General features: G+C 74.2%; 3 protein-coding genes. All 3 read left to right on the forward strand.

Features of this window, described 5'->3' with window-relative positions; all coding sequences use genetic code 11:
- A partial coding sequence (locus tag AB0H82_RS36100) for an SDR family NAD(P)-dependent oxidoreductase (RefSeq protein WP_362999776.1) occupies positions 1 to 1803 on the forward strand: 1803 nt, incomplete at its 5' end.
- Positions 1804 to 1855: 52 nt separating this feature from the next.
- Entirely contained in the window at positions 1856 to 14353 is a 12498-nt protein-coding gene (locus AB0H82_RS36105) for an SDR family NAD(P)-dependent oxidoreductase (RefSeq protein ID WP_362999777.1), read from the forward strand.
- Positions 14354 to 14543: 190 nt separating this feature from the next.
- A partial coding sequence (locus AB0H82_RS36110; RefSeq protein WP_362999778.1) for a type I polyketide synthase occupies positions 14544 to 21044 on the forward strand: 6501 nt, incomplete at its 3' end.

Consider the following 21044-nt stretch of genomic DNA (forward strand, 5'->3'; position numbering starts at 1 on the left):
GAGACCTTCCGTCAGGCCACCGGCGGGCGCGGCATGGACGTCGTACTCAACAGCCTCACTGGCGAGTTCATCGACGCCTCCCTGCGGTTGCTCGGCGACGGCGGGCGGTTCGTGGAGATGGGCAAGAGCGATCCGCGCGACCCCGAGCTGGTCGCGCTGGAGCACCCCGGCGTGTCGTACGCAGCCTTCGACCTGGTCGCCGACGCCGGGCCCGAGCGGCTCGGCCGGCTGCTCGACCGGCTCGGCGAGCTCTTCGCCGCCGGATCGCTGGTACCGCTGCCGGTCACCGCATGGCCGCTGGGGCGGGCGCGAGAGGCGTTCCGGCACATGAGTCAGGCGCGGCACACCGGCAAGCTGGTGCTCGACGTGCCCGCACCGCTCGACCCCGACGGCACCGTCCTGATCACCGGGGGCACCGGCACCATCGGCGCCGCCGTGGCCGAACACCTGGCACGTACCGGGGAGAGCAAGCACCTGCTCATCGTCAGCCGCAGCGGGGCCCACGCCGACGGCGCCGACGAACTGGCGTCCCGTATAGCGGAGTCGGGGGCCGAAGCCACCTTCGTCGCCGCCGACGTGAGCGCGCCCGGCGCGGTCGCGGCACTGATCGCGAGGATTGACCCGGCGCATCCGCTGACCGGCGTCGTGCACGCCGCCGGCGTCCTCGACAACGCCCTGATCGGCTCGCAGACCCCCGAAAGCCTCGCCCGGGTATGGGCGGCGAAGGCCGCCGCCGCGCAGCAACTGCACGAGGCGACGCGGGAGTCGAGGCTGGGGCTGTTCGTGATGTTCTCCTCCTTCGCCTCCACCATGGGCACCCCCGGCCAGGCCAACTACGCCGCGGCCAACGCCTATTGCGACGCGGTGGCCGCACTCCGACGCGCGCGGGGCCTCGCCGGCCTGTCCGTGGCGTGGGGACTGTGGGAGGCCACCAGCGGCCTGACCGGGACGTTGTCCGCGGCCGACCGGGCGCGCATCGACCGGTACGGCATCAGGCCGACCAGTGCGGCACGCGGCTGCGCCCTGCTGGCGGCGGCACGCGCCCACGGGCGCCCCGACCTGCTCGCCCTGGACCTGGACGCCCGCGTCCCGGCCGCGTCCGACGCCCCGGTCCCCGCCGTCCTGCGCACTCTGGCGGCCACGGGAGCACCCGCCGCCGCCCGCCCCACGGCGGCGTCGGCCGGCGGGGCGACGGACTGGTCCGGCAGGCTCGCCGGCCTCACCGAGGATGCACGCCTTGAGCTCCTCACCGAGCTGGTGCGCACCCAAGCGGCAGGGGTGCTCGGGCACGCCGACGCGGGCGCGGTGCAGGTGGACACGCCGTTCAAGGAACTCGGCTTCGACTCCCTGACCGCCGTCGAACTGCGCAACCGGATCGCCGCCGCGACCGGCCTGAAGCTGCCAGCCGCCCTCGTCTTCGACTACCCGCAGGCCCGCGTTCTCGCCGCCCACCTGGCCGAACGGCTCGCCCCGGAGGGCGCGCGGGCCACGGGCGGTGTGAGCGACCCGTACGGGACGGACGGTGTGAGCGGTGCGGGCGGTGACGTGACCGCCCAGGTCCTGCTGGAGGTGGCCCGGGTCGAGCACACCCTGTCCGCCGCCGTCACGCGCGGCCTGGACCGGGCGGCCGTCGCGGCCCGCCTGGAGGCGCTGCTCGCCCGCTGCACGGCGACGGCGGGCGCCGCGGAGGCCGCGGCGGACGGTGCGGGCAGCGGTGGTGACGGCGACGGCGCCGTGGACCAGCTGGAGACGGCCACCGCCGAGCAGGTACTGGACTTCATCGACAACGAACTCGGGGTGTGAGCCGCGTGCCGGCCGCACACCTCGCGATCACCGGCGGGGAGCTGGAGCGCACATGGTGAGCGAAGAGAAACTGGTCGACTACCTCAAGCGTGTCTCCGCGGACCTGCACGCCACCCGGCAGCGGCTGCGCGAGGCGGAGGAGCGCGGCCAGGAACCCGTGGCCGTGGTGGAGGCCGCCTGCCGCTACCCCGGCGGCATCCGCACCCCCGAAGACCTGTGGGACCTGGTCTCCGCGGGCGGCAACGCCCTGGGCGCCTTCCCCGACAACCGCGGCTGGGACCTGCGACGGCTCTTCCACCCCGACCCCGACCACCCGGGGACGACCTACGCCCGCGAGGGCGGCTTCCTCCACGACGCGGACCTGTTCGACCCGGAGTTCTTCGGGATCAGCCCCCGCGAAGCCGCCGTCCTCGACCCGCAGCAGCGGCTGCTCCTGGAGTGCGCCTGGGAGGCGCTGGAGCGCGCGGGCATCGACCCGCGGTCCCTGCAGGGCAGCCGTACCGGCGTGTACGCGGGCGCCGCCCTGCCCGGCTTCGGCACCCCGCACATCGACCCGGCCGCCGAGGGCCACCTGGTCACCGGCAGCGCCCCGAGCGTCCTCTCGGGCCGGCTCGCCTACACCTTCGGCCTCGAAGGGCCCGCGGTGACGATCGACACCGCCTGCTCGTCGTCGCTCGTCGCCGTGCACCTGGCGGCCCACGCGCTGCGGCAGCGCGAGTGCGATCTGGCGCTCGCGGGCGGCGTCACCGTCATGACCACCCCGTACGTGTTCACCGAGTTCTCGCGCCAGCGCGGCCTGGCCGCCGACGGCCGGTGCAAGCCCTTCGCGGCCGCCGCGGACGGCACGGCCTTCTCCGAGGGCGCCGGACTCCTCGTACTGGAACGCCTCTCCGACGCCCGCCGGGCCGGCCACCGCGTGCTCGCCGTCATCCGCGGCTCCGCCGTCAACCAGGACGGCGCCAGCAACGGCCTCACCGCCCCCAACGGCCCCGCCCAGCAGCGCGTGATCCGTGCCGCCCTCGCCGGGGCGCGACTCTCGCCCGCGGAGGTGGACGCGGTCGAGGCGCACGGCACCGGCACCCGGCTCGGCGACCCCATCGAGGCCGACGCGCTCCTCGCCACCTACGGGCGGGAACGGCACGGGGGCCGGCCGCTGTGGCTCGGCTCGGTGAAGTCCAACATCGGCCACACGCAGGGCGCGGCCGGTGCCGCCGGCCTGATCAAGATGGTCCAGGCGCTGCGGCACCAGACGCTGCCCACCACGCTGTACGCCGACGAGCCCACCCCGCACGCCGACTGGGAGTCCGGCGCGGTACGCCTGCTCGACGCGCCGGTCGCCTGGCCGCGCGGGGAGCGCACCCGCAGGGCCGGCATCTCCTCCTTCGGCATCTCCGGCACGAACGCCCACCTCATCCTGGAAGAGGCGCCCCCGACCGACGCCGAAGAAGCGGCCGGCGACGGGGGAGGGCCGCGACCGGTGGTGCGGGCCGGCGCCACGGGCCCCCGTGAAGAGCGAGGTCAGCGGTCACCGCTGCCGTCGCCGCACCTGCCCTGGCTGCTGTCCGCCCGCAGCCCCGCCGCGCTCCGCGCGCAGGCCGATGCGCTGGCCGGCCATGTCGCGGCCGACGCAAGCGGTTCCTCCACCGGCGCGGACGGTTCCTCCACCGGCGCGGACGGTTCCTCCACCGACGCGGGCGCCTGCGCCGCGTCCACGGGCGGTTCCGCAGCCGACGCGCGTGTCCCCGCGGCCGACGCGAGCGCTGCCGCCGGGCAGGCCGCGCACGCGGGCACCCCCGCCGCCCACCCGGACCCCTCCGTCGTCGACGTCGGCGCCACACTGCTGCGTCGCACCCTGTTCGAGCACCGGGCAGTCGTGCTCGGGGCCGACCGTGAGGAGCGTGTCGCGGCGTTGGCCGCGCTCGCGGCGGGACGCGCACACCCCGCCCTGACGCGCGCCGCGGGTCCGGCACGGGCCGGCGGCACCGCCTTCCTGTTCACCGGCCAGGGAAGCCAACGCCCCGGCATGGGACAGCAGTTGTACGACACCTTCGACGTCTTCGCCGAGTCGCTGGACGAGACCTGCGCCCACCTCGACCCCCTGCTCGAACAGCCCCTGCAATCCGTCCTGTTCGCCCCCGCCGACACCGCGCAGGCCGCCGCACTGCACGGGACCGGCATGACGCAGGCCGCGCTGTTCGCCCTCGAAGTCGCCCTGTACCGCCAGGTCACCGCCTTCGGGATCACCCCCAGCCACCTGACCGGGCACTCCGTCGGCGAGATCACCGCCGCGCACGCCGCCGGGGTGCTCTCCCTGCCGGACGCCTGCACACTGGTCGCGGCCCGGGGCCGCCTCATGCAGGCCCTGCCCGCGGGCGGCGCCATGCTCGCCGTCCAGGCGGCCGAGGACGACGTACTGCCGCTGCTCGCCGGGCAGGAGGAACGTCTCTCCCTCGCCACCGTCAACGGCCCCACCGCCGTCGTCGTGTCCGGCGAGGCCGCCGCCGTCGGGGACGTGGAGAAGGCCCTGCGCGGGCGCGGGCTGAAGACCAAGCGTCTCAACGTCAGCCACGCCTTCCACTCACCGCTCATCGAACCGATGCTCGACGACTTCCGTGACGTGGCCCGCGCGCTGACCTTCCACGCGCCGACGCTGCCCGTCGTCTCCAACCTCACCGGCCGCCTCGCCGACGCGGAGCTGATGGCCGACGCCGAGTACTGGGTACGGCACGTACGCAGGCCGGTGCGGTTCCACGACGGGCTGCGCACACTCGGCGAGCAAGGAGTCGTGCGCTACCTGGAGCTGGGGCCCGACCCGGTCCTCGCCACCATGGTCCAGGACGGCCTCCCGGCCCCGGCGGAGGGCGAGCGGGCCGAGCCGGTCGTCGCCGCGGCGCTGCGCTCCGGACACGACGAGGGACGCACCCTGCTGGGCGCCGTCGCCGCACTCCACGCCGACGGGCAGCCGGCCGACTTCACCGCCCTCTTCCCCGCCGACGCCGAGCAACTGCCGCTTCCCACCTACCGGTTCCAGCGCCGACGGTACTGGCGCGCCACGCCCGACGCCGCCGCACCGGCCCGCGCCGCCGGCCTCCAGGAGACCGGACACCCGCTGCTGCCCGCCGTCATCCGGCAGGCCGACGGCGGCCTCCTGCTCGCCGGACGCCTGTCCCTGAGTACGCATCCGTGGCTCGCCGACCACACCATCGCGGGCGGCGTACCGCTGCCCGCCACCGCCTTCGTCGAACTCGCCCTGCTCGCCGGGCGGCACGCCGACTGCGACACGATCGACGACCTGACGCTGGAGGCGCCGCTGCTGCTCGACGACACCGGTGCGGGTGTCGGGACGGGTGCGGGCGTCGGCACGGGTGCGGGCGTCGAACCCGTACTCGATGCCATTGAAGTACAGCTCGCCCTCGGTGTCCCCGACGGTTCCGGCCGTCGTACTCTCACCGTCCACTCCCGTCCTGCCGGGGACGCAGTCGACGACGGCGACGCACACGGTGCACTGGGTCCGGATGACCTGGGCGAAGACGGGGCCTCCCGCGGCTGGCGCCGGCATGCCACCGGCTTCCTCAGCGCGGGCCCGGCCGCCGCACCGACCGCCCCCGACACCGCTCCCTGGCCGCCCGCCGACGCCACCGCCCTCGACGTCGACGCGCTGTACGCCCGGCTCGACGCGCAGGGCTACAGCTACGGTCCCGCCTTCCGGGCCGTCCACGCCGCCTGGCGGCACGGCGACGACCTCTGGGCCGAGGTCCGCCTCGCCGACGAACAGCGCGCCGAAGCCGACGCGTTCGCCCTCCACCCGGCCCTGCTCGACGCCGCCCTGCACGCCGTCGACGAGCTGTACCGCGGCAGTGAGGGGCGGGAGCAGGGGCAGGGGCAGGGGCAGGAGGAGTCGGGGCAGGGTGGTGGCGGTGACGCGGACGCCCCGGTACGGCTGCCGTTCTCCTTCAGCGACATACGCCACCACGCCACCGGAGCCACACGGCTGCGGGTCCGCCTCAGCGCCCGCGGCGACGACCAGCTGCGGTTGTCCCTGACCGACAGCGAAGGCGTACCGGTCGCGACAGTCGACACCCTCCAACTACGGCTCATCCCCGCCGACCGGTGGCGCGCGGCCCGCCCCACCACCACCGCCCCCCTGTACCACCTGGACTGGCACGAGCTGCCGTTGCCCGACACGGCAGCGACGGCCCCGCTCACCCCATCCTGGGCCGTGCTCGGAGCCGACGACGCGGGCCTCGCCCCCGCCGCCGCCCACCACCCCGACCTGGCCGCTCTGAAAGCCGCCGTCGACGCCGGCGACCCCGTGCCGGACATCGTCTTCGCGCCGTTCCCCGCGCAGGGGACGGAGACCGACGTCCCCACGCAGGTACGAGCCCACGCCCAGCGCGCCTTGGAGCTGGTGCGCGACTGGCTCACCGCGGACGCCCTCGCCGCCGCCCGCCTCGTCGTCCTCACCACCGGCGCGGTCACCGCCCGCCCCGACGACGGTCCCGCCGACCTGGCCACCGCACCCGTCTGGGGCCTGGTCCGCGCCGCCCAGGCCGAACAGCCCGACCGCATCCTCCTGCTGGACCTCGACCGGGACACCGGCGAGGGCACTGACCGGCACCTCGACCAGGGCACAGCCCAGGGTTCCGACCAGGGCGTCGCATCACGGCACGCCCTGCCCGCCGCCCTGGCCGCGGCGGACGCCCACGCCGAGACACAGCTCGCCCTGCGCGCGGGCACCCTCCTCGTGCCGCGCCTCGCCGTGGTGCCGCCCCGGACCGGCAGCCGGACCGACACCACCGCGCTTCCCCTCACCACCCGAGAGGGCACCGCTGGCCCTGGTTACCCCGCGGGCACCGTCCTGATCACCGGCGGAACCGGTGGTCTCGGGCAGGCCGTCGCCCGTCACCTCGCCGCCGCGCACGGCGCCCGCCACCTGCTCCTCGCCAGCCGCCGGGGCGAGGCCGCCGAGGGCATCGCCGAGCTGCGCGCAGACCTCGCGGGCGACGGCGTCGACGTACGCGTCGCGGCCTGCGACATCACCGACCCCGACGCGCTGGCCGGGCTCCTGGCGGGCATCCCCGCCGCGCACCCGCTCACCGCGGTCGTGCACACCGCGGGCGTCATCGACGACAGCCTCATCACCGCGATGACCCCCGAGCGGCTCGACGCCGTCCTCGCACCCAAGGTCGACGCGGCCTGGCACCTGCACGAACTCACCCGCGACAAGGACCTCGCGGCCTTCGTCCTCTTCTCCTCGGGCGCCTCCGTCCTCGGCAACGGCGGCCAGTCCAACTACGCGGCCGCCAACACCTTCCTCAACACCCTCGCCGAACACCGCCGCGCGGCGGGCCTCGCCGCCACCTCCGTGGCCTGGGGCCTGTGGGAGTCCGCGTCCGGCGGCATGGCCGCCCGGCTCGGCGACACCGACCGTGCCCGCATCCACCGCACCGGGGTGACGGGCCTGACCGACGAGCAGGCCCTGGCCCTCTTCGACGCGGCCCTGACCGCCCCGCACCCCACGGTCCTCGCCACCCGCTTCGACCGCGCCGTGCTGCGCGGCCAGGCCACCGCCCGCACATTGCAGCCCGCCCTGCGCGGACTGGTACGCACTCCGCGACCCACCGCGTCGTCCGCCGCATCCGCCGCGTCCAGCGCCGGGGAGACCGCGCCCTCCTCGTGGACCGCCCGGCTCGCCCGGCTGTCCGCCGCCGACCGGGACCGGGCACTGAACGAACTCATCCGCGAGCAGATCGCGACCGTACTGGCGCACCCCTCACCCGACTCCATCGAACTGGGCCGCGCCTTCCAGGAGCTGGGCTTCGACTCGCTCACCGCCCTGGAACTCCGCAACCGCCTCTCCACGGCCACCGGCATCCGGCTGCCCGCCACCCTCGTCTTCGACCACCCGAGCCCCACCGCCCTCGTACGCCATCTCCACAGCCACCTCCCCGACGAGACGCAGCACACTTCCCCGAACGCCCCAGGAGCCCTGGCGGAGCGCACCGGCCCGACAGCCACCGCCGTCGACGACGACCCGATCGCCATCGTCGGCATGGCGTGCCGCTACCCGGGCGGCGTGACCTCGCCCGAGCAGCTGTGGCAGCTCGTGGCCACCGGCACCGACGCCATCGGCCCGTTCCCCGAGGACCGCGGCTGGGACACGGCCGGACTGTTCGATCCCGACCCCGACCAGGTCGGCCACAGCTACACCCGCGAAGGCGGCTTCCTCTACGACGCCGCACGCTTCGACGCGGGCTTCTTCGGCATCAGCCCGCGCGAGGCCGCCGCCACCGACCCGCAGCAGCGCCTGCTCCTCGAAACCGCCTGGCAGGCGTTCGAACACGCGGGCATCGACCCCGCCACCCTGCGCGGCACCCCGTGCGGCGTCATCACCGGGATCATGTACGACGACTACGGCTCCCGCTTCCTCGCGCGCAAACCGGACGGCTTCGAGGGCCGCATCATGACCGGCAGCACCCCGAGCGTGGCCTCCGGCCGGGTCGCGTACACCTTCGGCCTCGAAGGCCCCGCCATCACGGTGGACACCGCGTGCTCCTCCTCGCTGGTCGCGATGCACCTGGCGTCGCAGGCACTGCGGCAGGGCGAGTGCGAGCTGGCCCTCGCCGGGGGCGTGACCGTGATGGCCACCCCGAACACCTTCGTGGAGTTCTCCCGCCAGCGCGGCCTGGCCCCCGACGGACGCTGCAAGCCGTTCGCCGCCACGGCGGACGGCACCGGCTGGGGCGAGGGAGCCGGACTCGTCGTCCTGGAGCGCCTCTCCGACGCCCGCCGCAAGGGCCACCGCGTCCTCGCCCTGCTGCGCGGCTCGGCCGTGAACCAGGACGGCGCGAGCAACGGCATGACCGCCCCGAACGGCCCCTCACAGGAACGGGTCATCCGCGCCGCCCTGGCCGGCGCGGGCCGCGCCCCCGAGGACATCGACGTGGTGGAGGCCCACGGCACCGGCACCACGCTCGGCGACCCCATCGAGGCGCAGGCCCTGCTCGCCACGTACGGTCAAGGGCGCTCGGAGGACCGCCCGCTCTGGCTCGGCTCGGTCAAATCCAACATCGGTCACACGCAGGCCGCCGCCGGCGTCGCGGGCGTCATCAAGATGGTCATGGCGATGCACCACGAGCAACTGCCCACGACCCTGCACGCCGAGGAGCCGAGCCCGCACGTGGAATGGGACGGCGGAGGCGTACGCCTCCTCACCGAACCGGTCCCGTGGTCGCGCGGCGAGCGCACACGGCGCGCCGGGGTGTCGTCCTTCGGCATCTCGGGGACGAACGCGCATCTGATCCTGGAGGAGGCGCCGGAGGAGGCCCCCGTGCCCGCTCCCGTGGTTGCGGAGCCGGGTGGGGTGGTGCCGTGGGTGGTCTCCGGGCGGACGCCGGACGCACTGCGTGAACAGGCCCGTCGACTCGCAGAATTCGTGGGGAGCAGGGACGCGGAGGTGTCGGCGACCGAGGTGGGCTGGTCGCTGACCACGACCCGGTCGGTGTTCGAGCACCGGGCCGTGGTGGTGGGCCGGGACCGGGACGACCTGGTTGCCGGTGCGCAGGCACTGGCCACGGGGGAGCCGTCCTCGGACATCGTGTCCGGTGCGGCGACTTCCACCGGTGCGGGGCCGGTGTTGGTGTTTCCGGGGCAGGGGTCGCAGTGGGTGGGCATGGGTGCCCAACTGCTGGACGAGTCGCCCGTGTTCGCGGCGCGGATCGGCGAGTGTGAGGCTGCGCTGTCGGCGCATGTGGACTGGTCGCTGACGGATGCGCTGCGCGGGGACGGGGCGGAGCTTGCCCGGGTCGAGGTCGTGCAGCCCGTGCTGTGGGCGGTCATGGTCTCACTCGCCGCCGTGTGGGCCGACTACGGCATCACCCCGGCCGCCGTGATCGGGCATTCACAGGGCGAGATGGCTGCCGCGTGTGTGGCAGGTGCGTTGTCGTTGGAGGATGCGGCGCGGATCGTGGCGGTACGCAGCGACGCGCTCCGCCAGCTGATGGGGCAGGGTGACATGGCGTCCCTCAGCGCCGGGGCCGAGCTGGCCGCTGAACTCATCGGCGACGAGCGGCCGGGCGTGGTTGTCGCGGCCGTCAACGGGCTTTCCTCGACGGTCATTTCGGGGCCGCCGGAAGATGTGGCCGCCGTGGTCGCCGATGCGGAGGCCCGAGGGCTCAGGGCCCGCGTCATCGATGTCGGGTATGCCTCCCACGGGCCCCAGATCGACCAGCTCCACGATCTCCTCACCGACCGGCTCGGCGATATCCAGCCGACGACCACCGACGTCGCCTTCTATTCGACGGTGACCGCCGAGCGCCTGACGGACACGACCGCCCTCGACACGGAGTACTGGGTCACCAACCTCCGCCAACCGGTCCGCTTCGCCGACACCATCGAGGCGCTGCTCGCTGATGGCTATCGGTTGTTCATCGAGGCCAGTGCCCACCCGGTGCTGGGTCTGGGCATGGAGGAGACCATCGAGCAGGCGGACATCCCCGCCACCGTGGTCCCCACTCTGCGCCGTGATCACGGCGACATCACCCAGCTGACCCGCGCCGCCGCCCTCGCCTTCACCGCCGGCGCCGACATCGACTGGCGGCGCTGGTTCCCGGCCGACCCCGCCCCCCGCACCATCGACCTGCCCACCTACGCCTTCCAGCACCAGCACTACTGGCTGGAGGAGCCGAGCGGGCTCACCGGGGACGCCGCCGACCTCGGCATGGTGGCCGCCGGACACCCGCTGCTCGGTGCCTGCGTGGAACTCGCGGAGAGCGACTCGTACTTGTTCACCGGGCGGCTCTCGCGCAAGGCTCCCTCCTGGCTGGCCGAACATGTGGTGGCGGGGACGGTTCTGGTGCCGGGTGCGGCGTTGGTGGAGTGGGTGTTGCGGGCCGGTGATGAGGCGGGCTGTTCCTCGCTGGAGGAGTTGACGCTCCAGGCGCCGTTGGTGCTGCCGGAGTCGGGTGGGGTGCAGGTTCAGGTGGTCGTGGGTGCGGCCGATGGTGAGAGCGGTCGTCGCGACGTACATGTGTATTCGAGGTCTGAGCAGGATGCCTCGGAAGCGTGGCTGTGCCATGGCGTCGGTGTGGTGAGCCCCGAAAGTCCGGAGCCAGCGGCCGAGTTGAGCGGGCAGTGGCCCCCGGCCGGTGCCGAGGCCGTCGACGTGGAGGGCTTTTACGCACGGGCCACGGAGGCCGGATACGCGTACGGGCCGGCGTTCCAGGGGCTGCGGGCACTGTGGCGGCACGGGACGGAGCTGTTCGCCGAGGTGGTGCTGCCCGAACAGGCGGGTGCGCACGACGGTTTCGGCATCCACCCGGCGCTGCTGGATGCCGCCCTGCACCCGCTGATGCTCATCGACCGGCCCGCGGACGGGCAGATGTGGCTGCCGTTCGCATGGAGCGGGGTGTCGCTGAACGCGGACCGGGCGACCCACGTCCGTGTCCGGCTCTCCCCGCAGGGGGAGGCGGCCGAGCGTGACCTGCGGGTCGTCATCGCCGACGGGACCGGTGCGCCCGTCCTGGCGGTCGACGCCCTGACCCTGCGCGCGGCCGATCCCGGCCAGCTGGCGGCTGCGGCCGGTGGCGGTGTCGACGGCCTCTACACCGTCGACTGGACTCCGCTTCCGCTGTCGCGGACGGCTGCGGGGGAGAGCGGTGACTGGGTCGCGCTCTCGGACGGGTTCGGTCTGGCTGACGCGGTGTCGTCCGTGACGGCGGCGGGTGGCGGAGCGCCGTGGGCGGTGCTCGCTCCAGTGGGTGGTTGTGCCCATGCCGAGGACCAGGTCGAGGTCGAGGTCGAGACCGATGACATTGACGGTCTGCCGGTGGTGCGGCGGACCCTCTCACTCGTACAGGAGTTCCTGGCCACCCCCGAGCTGGCCGAGTCACGTCTCGTCGTCGTGACGCACGGCGCCGTGGCCACCGACGCCGAGGGCGACGCCGCGGCGTCCGGCTCCGGCTCCGGGTCCGGGTCCGCGTCAGCGGCAGCCGTGTGGGGTCTGGTCCGCAGCGCCCAGTCCGAGAACCCGGGTCGCTTCGTCCTGCTCGACATCGACGAGGACCACCTTCGCCCGGACGGCGGGGAACTGCCGTACGCCGTCCTGCGCCACGCCGTCGAGGAGCTCGACGAGGCTCAACTCGCCCTCCGCGGCGGGAAGGTTTTCGTACCGCGCATGACGCCCGCCGCCGCACCCGAGGAGCTCGTCCCGCCGGTCGGCACGTCCGGCTGGCGCCTCGGCACCTCGGGCACGGCCACCCTGGAGAACCTGTCGGTGATCGACGCCCCCGAGGCGCTCGCGCCGCTGGAGCCAGGGCAGGTGCGGATCTCCGTGCGGGCGGCGGGCATGAACTTCCGTGACGTGCTGATCGCGTTGGGCATGTATCCCGACAAGGGCACGTTCGCGGGCAGCGAGGGCGCCGGACATGTGACGGAGGTGGGCCCCGGGGTCACGCATCTGTCGGTCGGCGACCGTGTGATGGGCCTGTTCGAGGGCGCGTTCGCGCCGCTGGCGGTCGCGGACGCCCGGATGGTCGTGCCGGTGCCGGAGGGCTGGACCCTCCAGGAGGCCGCGGCGGTGCCCGTGGTGTTCCTGACGGCCTGGTACGGCCTCGTGGACCTCGGCCGCCTCCGGGCGGGCGAATCGCTGCTCATCCACGCGGGCACCGGCGGGGTGGGCATGGCCGCCACCCAGATCGCCCGGCACCTGGGCGCCGAGGTGTACGCCACCGCGAGCCCCGCCAAGCACGGCGTGCTCGACGGCATGGGCATCGACGCCGCCCATCGCGCCTCCTCCCGCGACCTCGACTTCGAGGAAACCCTGCGGGAGGCCACGGGCGGGCGCGGCATGGACGTCGTACTCAACAGCCTGGCCGGGGAGTTCACCAACGCCTCGCTGCGTCTGCTCGCCGAGGGCGGACGCATGGTGGACATGGGCAAGACCGACAAGCGCGACCCCGACCGGGTCGCGGCCGACCACGCGGGCGCGTGGTACCGGGCGTTCGACCTCGTACCGCACGCGGGACCCGACCGGATCGGCGAAATGCTCGCTGAGATGGGGGAGTTGTTCGCCTCCGGTGTCCTGGCGCCGCTGCCCGTCAAGACGTGGCCGCTGGGGCGGGCGCGTGAGGCGTTCCGGTTCATGAGCCAGGCGAAGCACACCGGCAAGCTCGTCCTGGAGATCCCGCCCGCCCTCGATCCGGACGGCACGGTGCTCATCACCGGCGGGACCGGGGTCCTCGCCGCCGCGGTGGCCGAGCATCTGGTGAGGGAGTGGGGAGTACGACACCTGCTGCTGGTCGGGAGGCGCGGTTCCGAGGCGCCCGGGAGCAGTGAACTCGCCGAGAAACTGGGTGGGTTGGGGGCCGAGGTGACCTTCGCCGCGGCTGATGTCGGTGATCCGGACGCCGTGGCCGAGCTCGTCGGCAAGACGGATCCGGCGCACCCGCTGACCGGTGTGATCCACGCGGCCGGTGTGCTGGACGACGCCGTGGTCACCGCGCAGACCCCGGAGAGCCTCGCGCGGGTCTGGGCGGCGAAGGCGAGGGCCGCGCGCCTTCTGCACGAGGCGACCCGGGAGCTGCGCCTTGGTCTCTTCGTGGTGTTCTCCTCGGCGGCGGCGACACTCGGCAGCCCGGGGCAGGCCAACTATGCGGCGGCCAACGCCTATTGCGACGCCCTCGTCCGGCAACGGCGTGCCGATGGCCTGGCCGGACTCTCGATCGGCTGGGGTCTGTGGCAGACGGCGAGCGGCATGACCGGACACCTCGGCGAGACGGACCTGGCCCGCATGAAGCGCACCGGGTTCACGCCGCTGACCACCGACGGCGGTCTGGCCCTCCTCGACGCCGCCCGCGCCCACGGCCGCCCGCACGTGGTCGCGGTGGACCTCGACGCGCGCGTCGTCGCCGCGCAGCCGGTCGCGTCCCGGCCCGCGCTCCTGCGCGCCCTGGCCGCCGGTACGGCCCCGGGCACCCGCACCGCCCGGCGCACCGCGGCCGCCGGTGCCGCCGCCCCGGCGGACGGTCTCACCGACCGGCTCGCCGGCCTGCCGCACCCCGAACGGCGCCGGCTGCTCCTCGACCTCGTGCGCGGCAACGTCGCCGGCGTCCTCGGGCACAGCGACCACGACGCCGTCCGCCCCGACACGTCGTTCAAGGAGCTCGGCTTCGACTCCCTGACCGCCGTGGAACTGCGCAACCGGCTGGCCGCAGCCACCGGCCTGAAGCTGCCCGCGGCGCTCGTCTTCGACTACCCCGAGTCGAACACCCTCGTCGACCACCTCCTGGAGCGCCTGTCGCCCGACGGCGCGCCGCCGCCCCTCAAGGACGCCGCGGACCCCGTCCTGAACGAACTCGGCAGGATCGAGTCCTCCCTGGACGCCCTCGCCCTCGACGACGACGCGCGCGGCCGGGTCACCAGGCGCCTCAACACCCTGCTGTCGAAGCTGAACGGAGCCGCCGCAGGACCCCCGGCGGAGGCGGCGGACCTGGACGCGCTGGACGACGTGTCCGACGACGAGATGTTCGCGTTCATCGACCGAGAGCTGTGACCCCCCGTCCTCAACCCCCTGCCTCCCCCCCTCGTCCCCCGTGCCCGCGTGCCCTTCGCTGATGGAGAAGTGACGTTCGATGCCGAGTGCTGAAGAGTCGAGTACTGCTGTGACCAGTACGGGTGTGTCCGGTACGGGTGTGTCCGGTACGGGAGAGTCCGCTGCGGGTCCCACGAGTACCGAAGCCAAATTGCGTCAGTACCTGAAGCGGGTCACGGTGGACCTCGGCCAGGCCCGCCGGCGTCTGCGCGAGGTGGAGGAGCGGGCCCAGGAGCCCATCGCCATCGTCTCCATGGCGTGCCGCTTCCCCGGCGACACCCGCACGCCCGAGGCCCTGTGGGACCTGGTCGCCGAGGGCGGCGACGCCATCGACGACTTCCCCACCAACCGCGGGTGGGACCTGGAGAGCCTCTACCACCCGGACCCCGACCACCCCGGCACCAGCTACGTGCGGCGCGGCGGCTTCCTGTACGACGCCCCCGCCTTCGACGCGTCGTTCTTCGGGATCAGCCCGCGCGAGGCCCTGGCCATGGACCCGCAGCAGCGGGTGCTCATGGAGACGGCCTGGCAGCTCCTGGAGCGGGCCGGCATCGACCCGGCATCGCTGAAGCTGAGCGCCACCGGCGTCTACATCGGCGCGGGCGTGCTCGGGTTCGGCGGCGCGCAGCCCGACAAGACGGTGGAGGGCCACCTCCTGACCGGCAGCGCGCTGAGCGTCCTGTCCGGCCGCATCTCCTTCACTCTCGGTCTGGAGGGCCCGTCGGTCAGCGTCGACACGGCGTGCTCCTCCTCGCTGGTCTCCATGCACCTGGCGGCCCAGGCACTGCGGCAGGGCGAGTGCGATCTCGCGCTGGCCGGCGGTGTCACCGTGATGTCGACGCCCGGCGCGTTCACCGAGTTCTCCCGCCAGGGCGCGCTGTCCCCCGACGGCCGCTCCAAGGCGTTCGCGGCCTCGGCCGACGGCACGGGCTTCTCGGAGGGCGCGGGACTGCTCCTCCTTGAGCGTCTCTCCGACGCGCGCCGCAACGGCCACAAGGTCCTCGCGGTCATCCGCGGCTCGGCCGTCAACCAGGACGGCGCGAGCAACGGCCTCACCGCCCCCAACGGCCCCTCCCAGGAACGCGTCATCCGCGCCGCCCTCGCCAACGCGGGCCTCGGCGCCGCCGAGGTCGACGCGGTCGAGGCACACGGCACCGGCACGAAGCTCGGCGACCCCATCGAGGCCGGTGCCCTGCTCGCCACCTACGGCCGCGACCGGGACGAGGACCGGCCGCTGTGGCTGGGCTCCGTCAAGTCGAACATCGGGCACCCGCAGGGCGCCGCGGGCGTCGCGGGCGTCATCAAGATGGTGATGGCGCTGCAGCGCGAACTGCTCCCCGCCACCCTGTACGTCGACGAGCCCACCCCGCACGTCGACTGGTCCTCGGGCTCCGTCCGGCTCCTCACCGAACCGGTCCCGTGGGCCCGCGGGGAGCGCCTGCGCCGCGCGGGCGTGTCCGCCTTCGGCATGTCGGGGACGAACGCCCACGTGATCCTGGAGGAGGCGCCCGCCGAAGAGGCGCCCGAGACCCCCGAGCCGACAGCCGTGACACCGGAACCGACCTCGGGCACCGTCGTCCCGTGGGTCCTTTCCGCCCGGGGCGAGGAGGCGCTGCGGGCCCAGGCCGCACGGCTCGCCGAGCACGTGAGCGACGACGACCGGCGCCCGGCGTCGCCCGCGGAGGTGGGGTGGTCGCTCGCCACGACACGGTCGGTGTTCGAGAACCGGGCCGTCGTCGTCGGGGACGACCGCGACGCGCTCCTCGACGGACTGCGGTCGCTGGCGGCAGGCGAGGCGTCGCCGGACGTGGTCTCCGGGGCGGTCGGCCCCACGGGCCCCGGGCCGGTCATGGTGTTCCCCGGGCAGGGCGGCCAGTGGGTGGGCATGGGGTCCCGGCTCCTCGACGAGTCCCCGGTGTTCGCCGCCCGGATCGCCGAGTGCGAGCAGGCCCTCTCCGCGTACGTCGACTGGTCCCTGACCGACGTGCTGCGCGGGGACGGGGCGGAGCTGGCCCGGATCGACGTCGTACAGCCCGTGCTGTGGGCCGTCATGGTCGCGCTCGCCGCGGTCTGGACGGACCAGGGAATCCGGCCCGCCGCCGTCGTCGGCCACTCGCAGGGCGAGATAGCCGCGGCGTGCGTCGTGGGCGCCATCTCCCTGGAGGAGGCGGCACGCATCGTGGCCGTACGCAGTGTTCTGCTGCGGCAGCTGTCCGGACGCGGCGGCATGGCGTCCCTGGGCATGGACCAGGAGCAGGCCGCCGCCCTGATCGACGGACACCCGGGCGTGGTCGTCGCGGCCGTCAACGGGCCGTCGTCCACCGTCATCTCGGGCCCGCCCGAGGGCATCGCCGCCGTCGTCGCCGACGCCCAGGAGCGCGGGCTGCGCGCCAGGGCCGTCGCCTCCGACGTCGCGGGCCACGGGCCGCAGCTGGACGCGATCCTGGATCAGCTCACGGAGGGCCTGGCCGGCATCCGGCCCGCCGCCACCGACGTCGCGTTCTACTCCACCGTCACCGCCGGGCACCTCACCGACACCACCGCCCTCGACACCGCGTACTGGGTGCGGAACGTACGCCGGACGGTACGTTTCGCCGACACGGTCGACGCGCTCCTGTCGGACGGGTACCGCCTTTTCATCGAGGTGAGCCCCCACCCCGTGCTCAACCTCGCGCTGGAAGGCCTCATCGAACGGGCGGCCGTGCCCGCCACGGTCGTGCCGACCCTGCGCCGCGACCACGGCGACACCACCCAGCTCGCCCGCGCCGCGGCCCTCGCCTTCGCCGCGGGCGCGGACGTCGACTGGCGGCGCTGGTTCCCGGTCGACCCCGCCCCCCGCACCGTCGACCTGCCCACCTATGCCTTCCAGCGCCAGGACTTCTGGCCGGCCCCCGCAGCCGGGCGGTCCGGCGACCCCGCCGGGCTCGGCCTCGCCGCCTCGGGGCACCCGCTGCTCGGCGCCTCCGTCGGCCTCGCGAGCGGGGACGTACACCTGCTGAGCGGCCGCGTGTCCCGGCAGTCCGCCGCCTGGCTTGACGACCACGTCGTCGCGGGCCAGGCCCTGGTGCCCGGCGCGGCGCAGGTGGAGTGGGTGCTGCGGGCCGCCGACGACGCGGGCTGCGCCGCCCTGGAGGAACTGACGCTCCAGACACCGCTCGTCCTGCCCGACACCGGCGGCCTGCGCATCCAGGTCGTCGTGGAAGCGGCCGACGCACACGGGCGACGCGACGTCCGGCTGTTCTCCCGCCCCGATGACGACGACGCCTTCGCGTCGACACACCCCTGGACCTGCCACGCCACCGGCGTGCTCGCCCCCACCCCGACGGACGGCAACCCCGGCGGCCCCGGCGGCCCGAAGGACGGTGCCTCCCAAGCGAGGGTCGCCGCCGCCGACACCCTGGACGGCGCATGGCCCCCGGCCGGCGCCGAACCGGTGCCCGCCGAGGACCTCTACGCACAGGCCGACCGCACCGGATACGGCTACGGCCCCGCCTTCCGTGGCGTACGGGCACTGTGGCGCCACGGCAAGGACGTCCTCGCGGAGGTGACGCTGCCCAAGGAGGCCGGCGACCCGGACGGCTTCGGCATCCACCCGGCCCTCCTCGACGCCGTCCTGCAACCCGCCGCACTGCTGCTGCCCCCCACCGACGCCGAACAGGTCTGGCTGCCGTTCGCCTGGAACGACGTGGCGCTGCACGCCGTACGGGCCACCACGGTCCGGGTGCGCCTCACCCCGCTCGGCGAGCGGATCGACCAAGGGCTGCGCATCGCCGTGGCCGACGCCGTGGGCGCGCCCGTGCTCACCGTCCGCGACCTGCGCTCGCGCCCGACCGACACCGGCCGCCTCGCCGCGGCCGCGACCCGCGACCGGCACGGACTGTTCGACCTGGAGTGGACCGCACCGGAGAGCGCACTGGAGAGCGCACCGGAGAACGCGGTGGGGCCGGCCGGGGCCACCTCCGACGGGTGGGTGACACTCGGCGAGGACGCGGCGAGCCTCGCCGAACTGCTCGCGTCCGTGGAGGCCGGCGCTCCGGCGCCGCGGCTGGTCGCCGCCCCCGTCGAACCCGACCGCACCGACGACGGCCTGGCACTCGCCACCCACGTCCTCGACCTCGTACAGACCTGGCTCGCCTCACCCCTGCACGACTCCCGCCTGGTCCTGGTGACGCGAGGCGCCGTGACCATCGACAGCACTGCGGATGCGGATGCGGATGCGGATGTCGATGTGGCCGCCGCAGCCGTGTGGGGTCTGGTCCGCAGCGCCCAGTCGGAGAACCCCGGCCGCTTCGCGCTGATCGACCTCGGCCCCGACGACACGCTCGCCGCGGCCAAGGAGGCGGCACTCCCGGACGAGCCCCAACTGGCGCTGCACGGCGGCGAGATACGCGTTCCGCGGCTGGTCCGCGCCACGAACTCGACGCTGCCGGGCGAGCGGACGGCCGGCCCGCGCCCGTCCGAAGAACTCCACCGCAACGGTACGGTTCTCATCACCGGCGGCACCGGCGTACTCGGCCGGCTGGTGGCCGAACACCTGGTCACGGAGTGGGGCGTACGACACCTGCTGCTGGCGAGCCGACGCGGCGACCAGGCGCCGGGCAGCGCCGAACTCCGCGCCCGCCTGGGCGAATTGGGCGCCACGGTCGAGATCGCCGCGGCCGACGTCGGCGACGCGGAAGCGGTCGCCGCGCTGCTCGCGTCGGTCGACCCGGCACACCCGCTTACCGGCGTCATCCACGCGGCCGGGGTCCTGGACGACGCCGTGATCACCGCACAGACTCCCGAGAGCCTCGCGCGGGTGTGGGCGACCAAGGCGACGGCGGCACGCCACCTGCACGAGGCGACCAGGGAGTCACCCCTCGACTTCTTCGTGGTGTTCTCCTCGGCGGCCGCCTCGCTCGGCAGCCCCGGGCAGGCCAACTACGCGGCGGCCAACGCCTATTGCGACGCCCTCGTCCAGCACCGCCGCGCCCAGGGGCTCGCGGGCCTCTCGATCGCCTGGGGCCTGTGGCAGGCGACCAGCGGCATGACCGGGCAGCTGAGCGAGACCGACCTGGCACGCATGAAGCGCACCGGGTTCGCCGCGCTGACCGACGAGGGCGGCCTGGCCCTGCTCGACGCCGCCCGCGCCCACGACCGGCCCTACGTGGTCGCGGCCGACCTCGACCCGCGCGCCGTGACCGACGGCCTGTCCCCGCTCCTGCGCACGCTCACGGCCCCCGCCACACGGCGGCGCGTGGCCTCCGAAGGCCTCACTGACGGCGCGCTCGCGACCCGCCTGGCCGGCCTCGACGCGGACGGCCGCCTGCGGCTCCTCACCGACGTCGTACGCGAGTACGTCGCGGCCGTACTCGGCCACGGCTCCGCCGCCCGGGTGAGCGTCGACGTCGCCTTCAAGGACCTGGGCTTCGACTCACTGACAGCGGTGGAGCTGCGCAACCGCCTGTCGGCCGCCTGCGACGTGCGGCTGCCCGCCACGCTGATCTTCGACCACCCCACCCCGCAGGCCCTCGCCACCCACCTGGTGGACCGCCTGGCGGGCACCTCGGCGACCACGACGCCGCCGTCAGCCGCCCACGCCGAAGCCGCAGCCGACACCGGTGCCGGGATCGACACCGACGACCCGATCGCCATCGTCGCCATGACGTGCCGGTTCCCCGGCGGCGTCGCGTCCCCCGACGACCTGTGGGACCTGCTCGACGCGCGCAAGGACGCGATGGGCGCCTTCCCCACCGACCGCGGCTGGGACCTGGAACGCCTCTTCCACCCCGACCCGGACCACCCCGGCACCAGCTACACCGACCAGGGCGGATTCCTTCCCGACGCGGGTGACTTCGACGCCGCGTTCTTCGGGATCAATCCGCGGGAGGCGCTGGCGATGGATCCGCAGCAGCGGCTGCTGCTGGAGGCGTCGTGGGAGGTGTTCGAGCGTGCGGGCATCGACCCGACGACGCTCAAGGGCAGCCCCACCGGCACATACGTGGGCCTCATGTACCACGACTACGCCAAGTCCTTCCCCACGGCAGATGCCCAGTTGGAGGGCTACTCCTACCTGGCGAGCACCGGCAGCATGGCCTCCGGCCGCGTCGCCTACACCCTGGGCCTCGAAGGCCCGGCGGTGACGGTCGATACCGCGTGCTCCTCGTCCCTCGTCTCCATCCACCTGGCGACACAGGCACTCCGGCACGGCGAATGCGACCTCGCCCTGGCGGGCGGCGTGACCGTCATGGCCGACCCGGACATGTTCGCGGGCTTCTCACGCCAGCGCGGCCTCTCACCCGACGGCCGCTGCAAGCCCTACGCCGCCGGGGCCGACGGAGTCGGATTCTCCGAGGGTGTGGGTGTGTTGTTGCTGGAGCGGTTGTCGGATGCGCGTCGTCATGGGCGTCGGGTGTTGGGTGTGGTGCGGGGTTCGGCGGTGAATCAGGATGGTGCGAGCAATGGTTTGACGGCGCCGAATGGTCCGTCGCAGGAGCGGGTGATTCGTCAGGCGTTGGCGAGTGGTGGTTTGTCGTCGGTGGATGTTGATGTGGTGGAGGGTCACGGTACGGGGACGGCGTTGGGTGATCCGATCGAGGCGCAGGCGTTGCTCGCCACGTATGGGCAGGGTCGTGGTGAGGGTCGGCCGTTGTGGCTGGGTTCGGTGAAGTCG

It is taken from the genome of Streptomyces sp. NPDC050732, assembly GCF_040654255.1.
In the GTDB taxonomy this organism is placed as follows: Bacteria; Actinomycetota; Actinomycetes; order Streptomycetales; family Streptomycetaceae; genus Streptomyces.

Excerpts from the sequence above, each read along its gene's own strand:
- AB0H82_RS36105 (WP_362999777.1), top strand. The coding sequence starts at position 1,856 with ATGGTGAGCGAAGAGAAACTGGTCGACTACCTCAAGCGTGTCTCCGCG.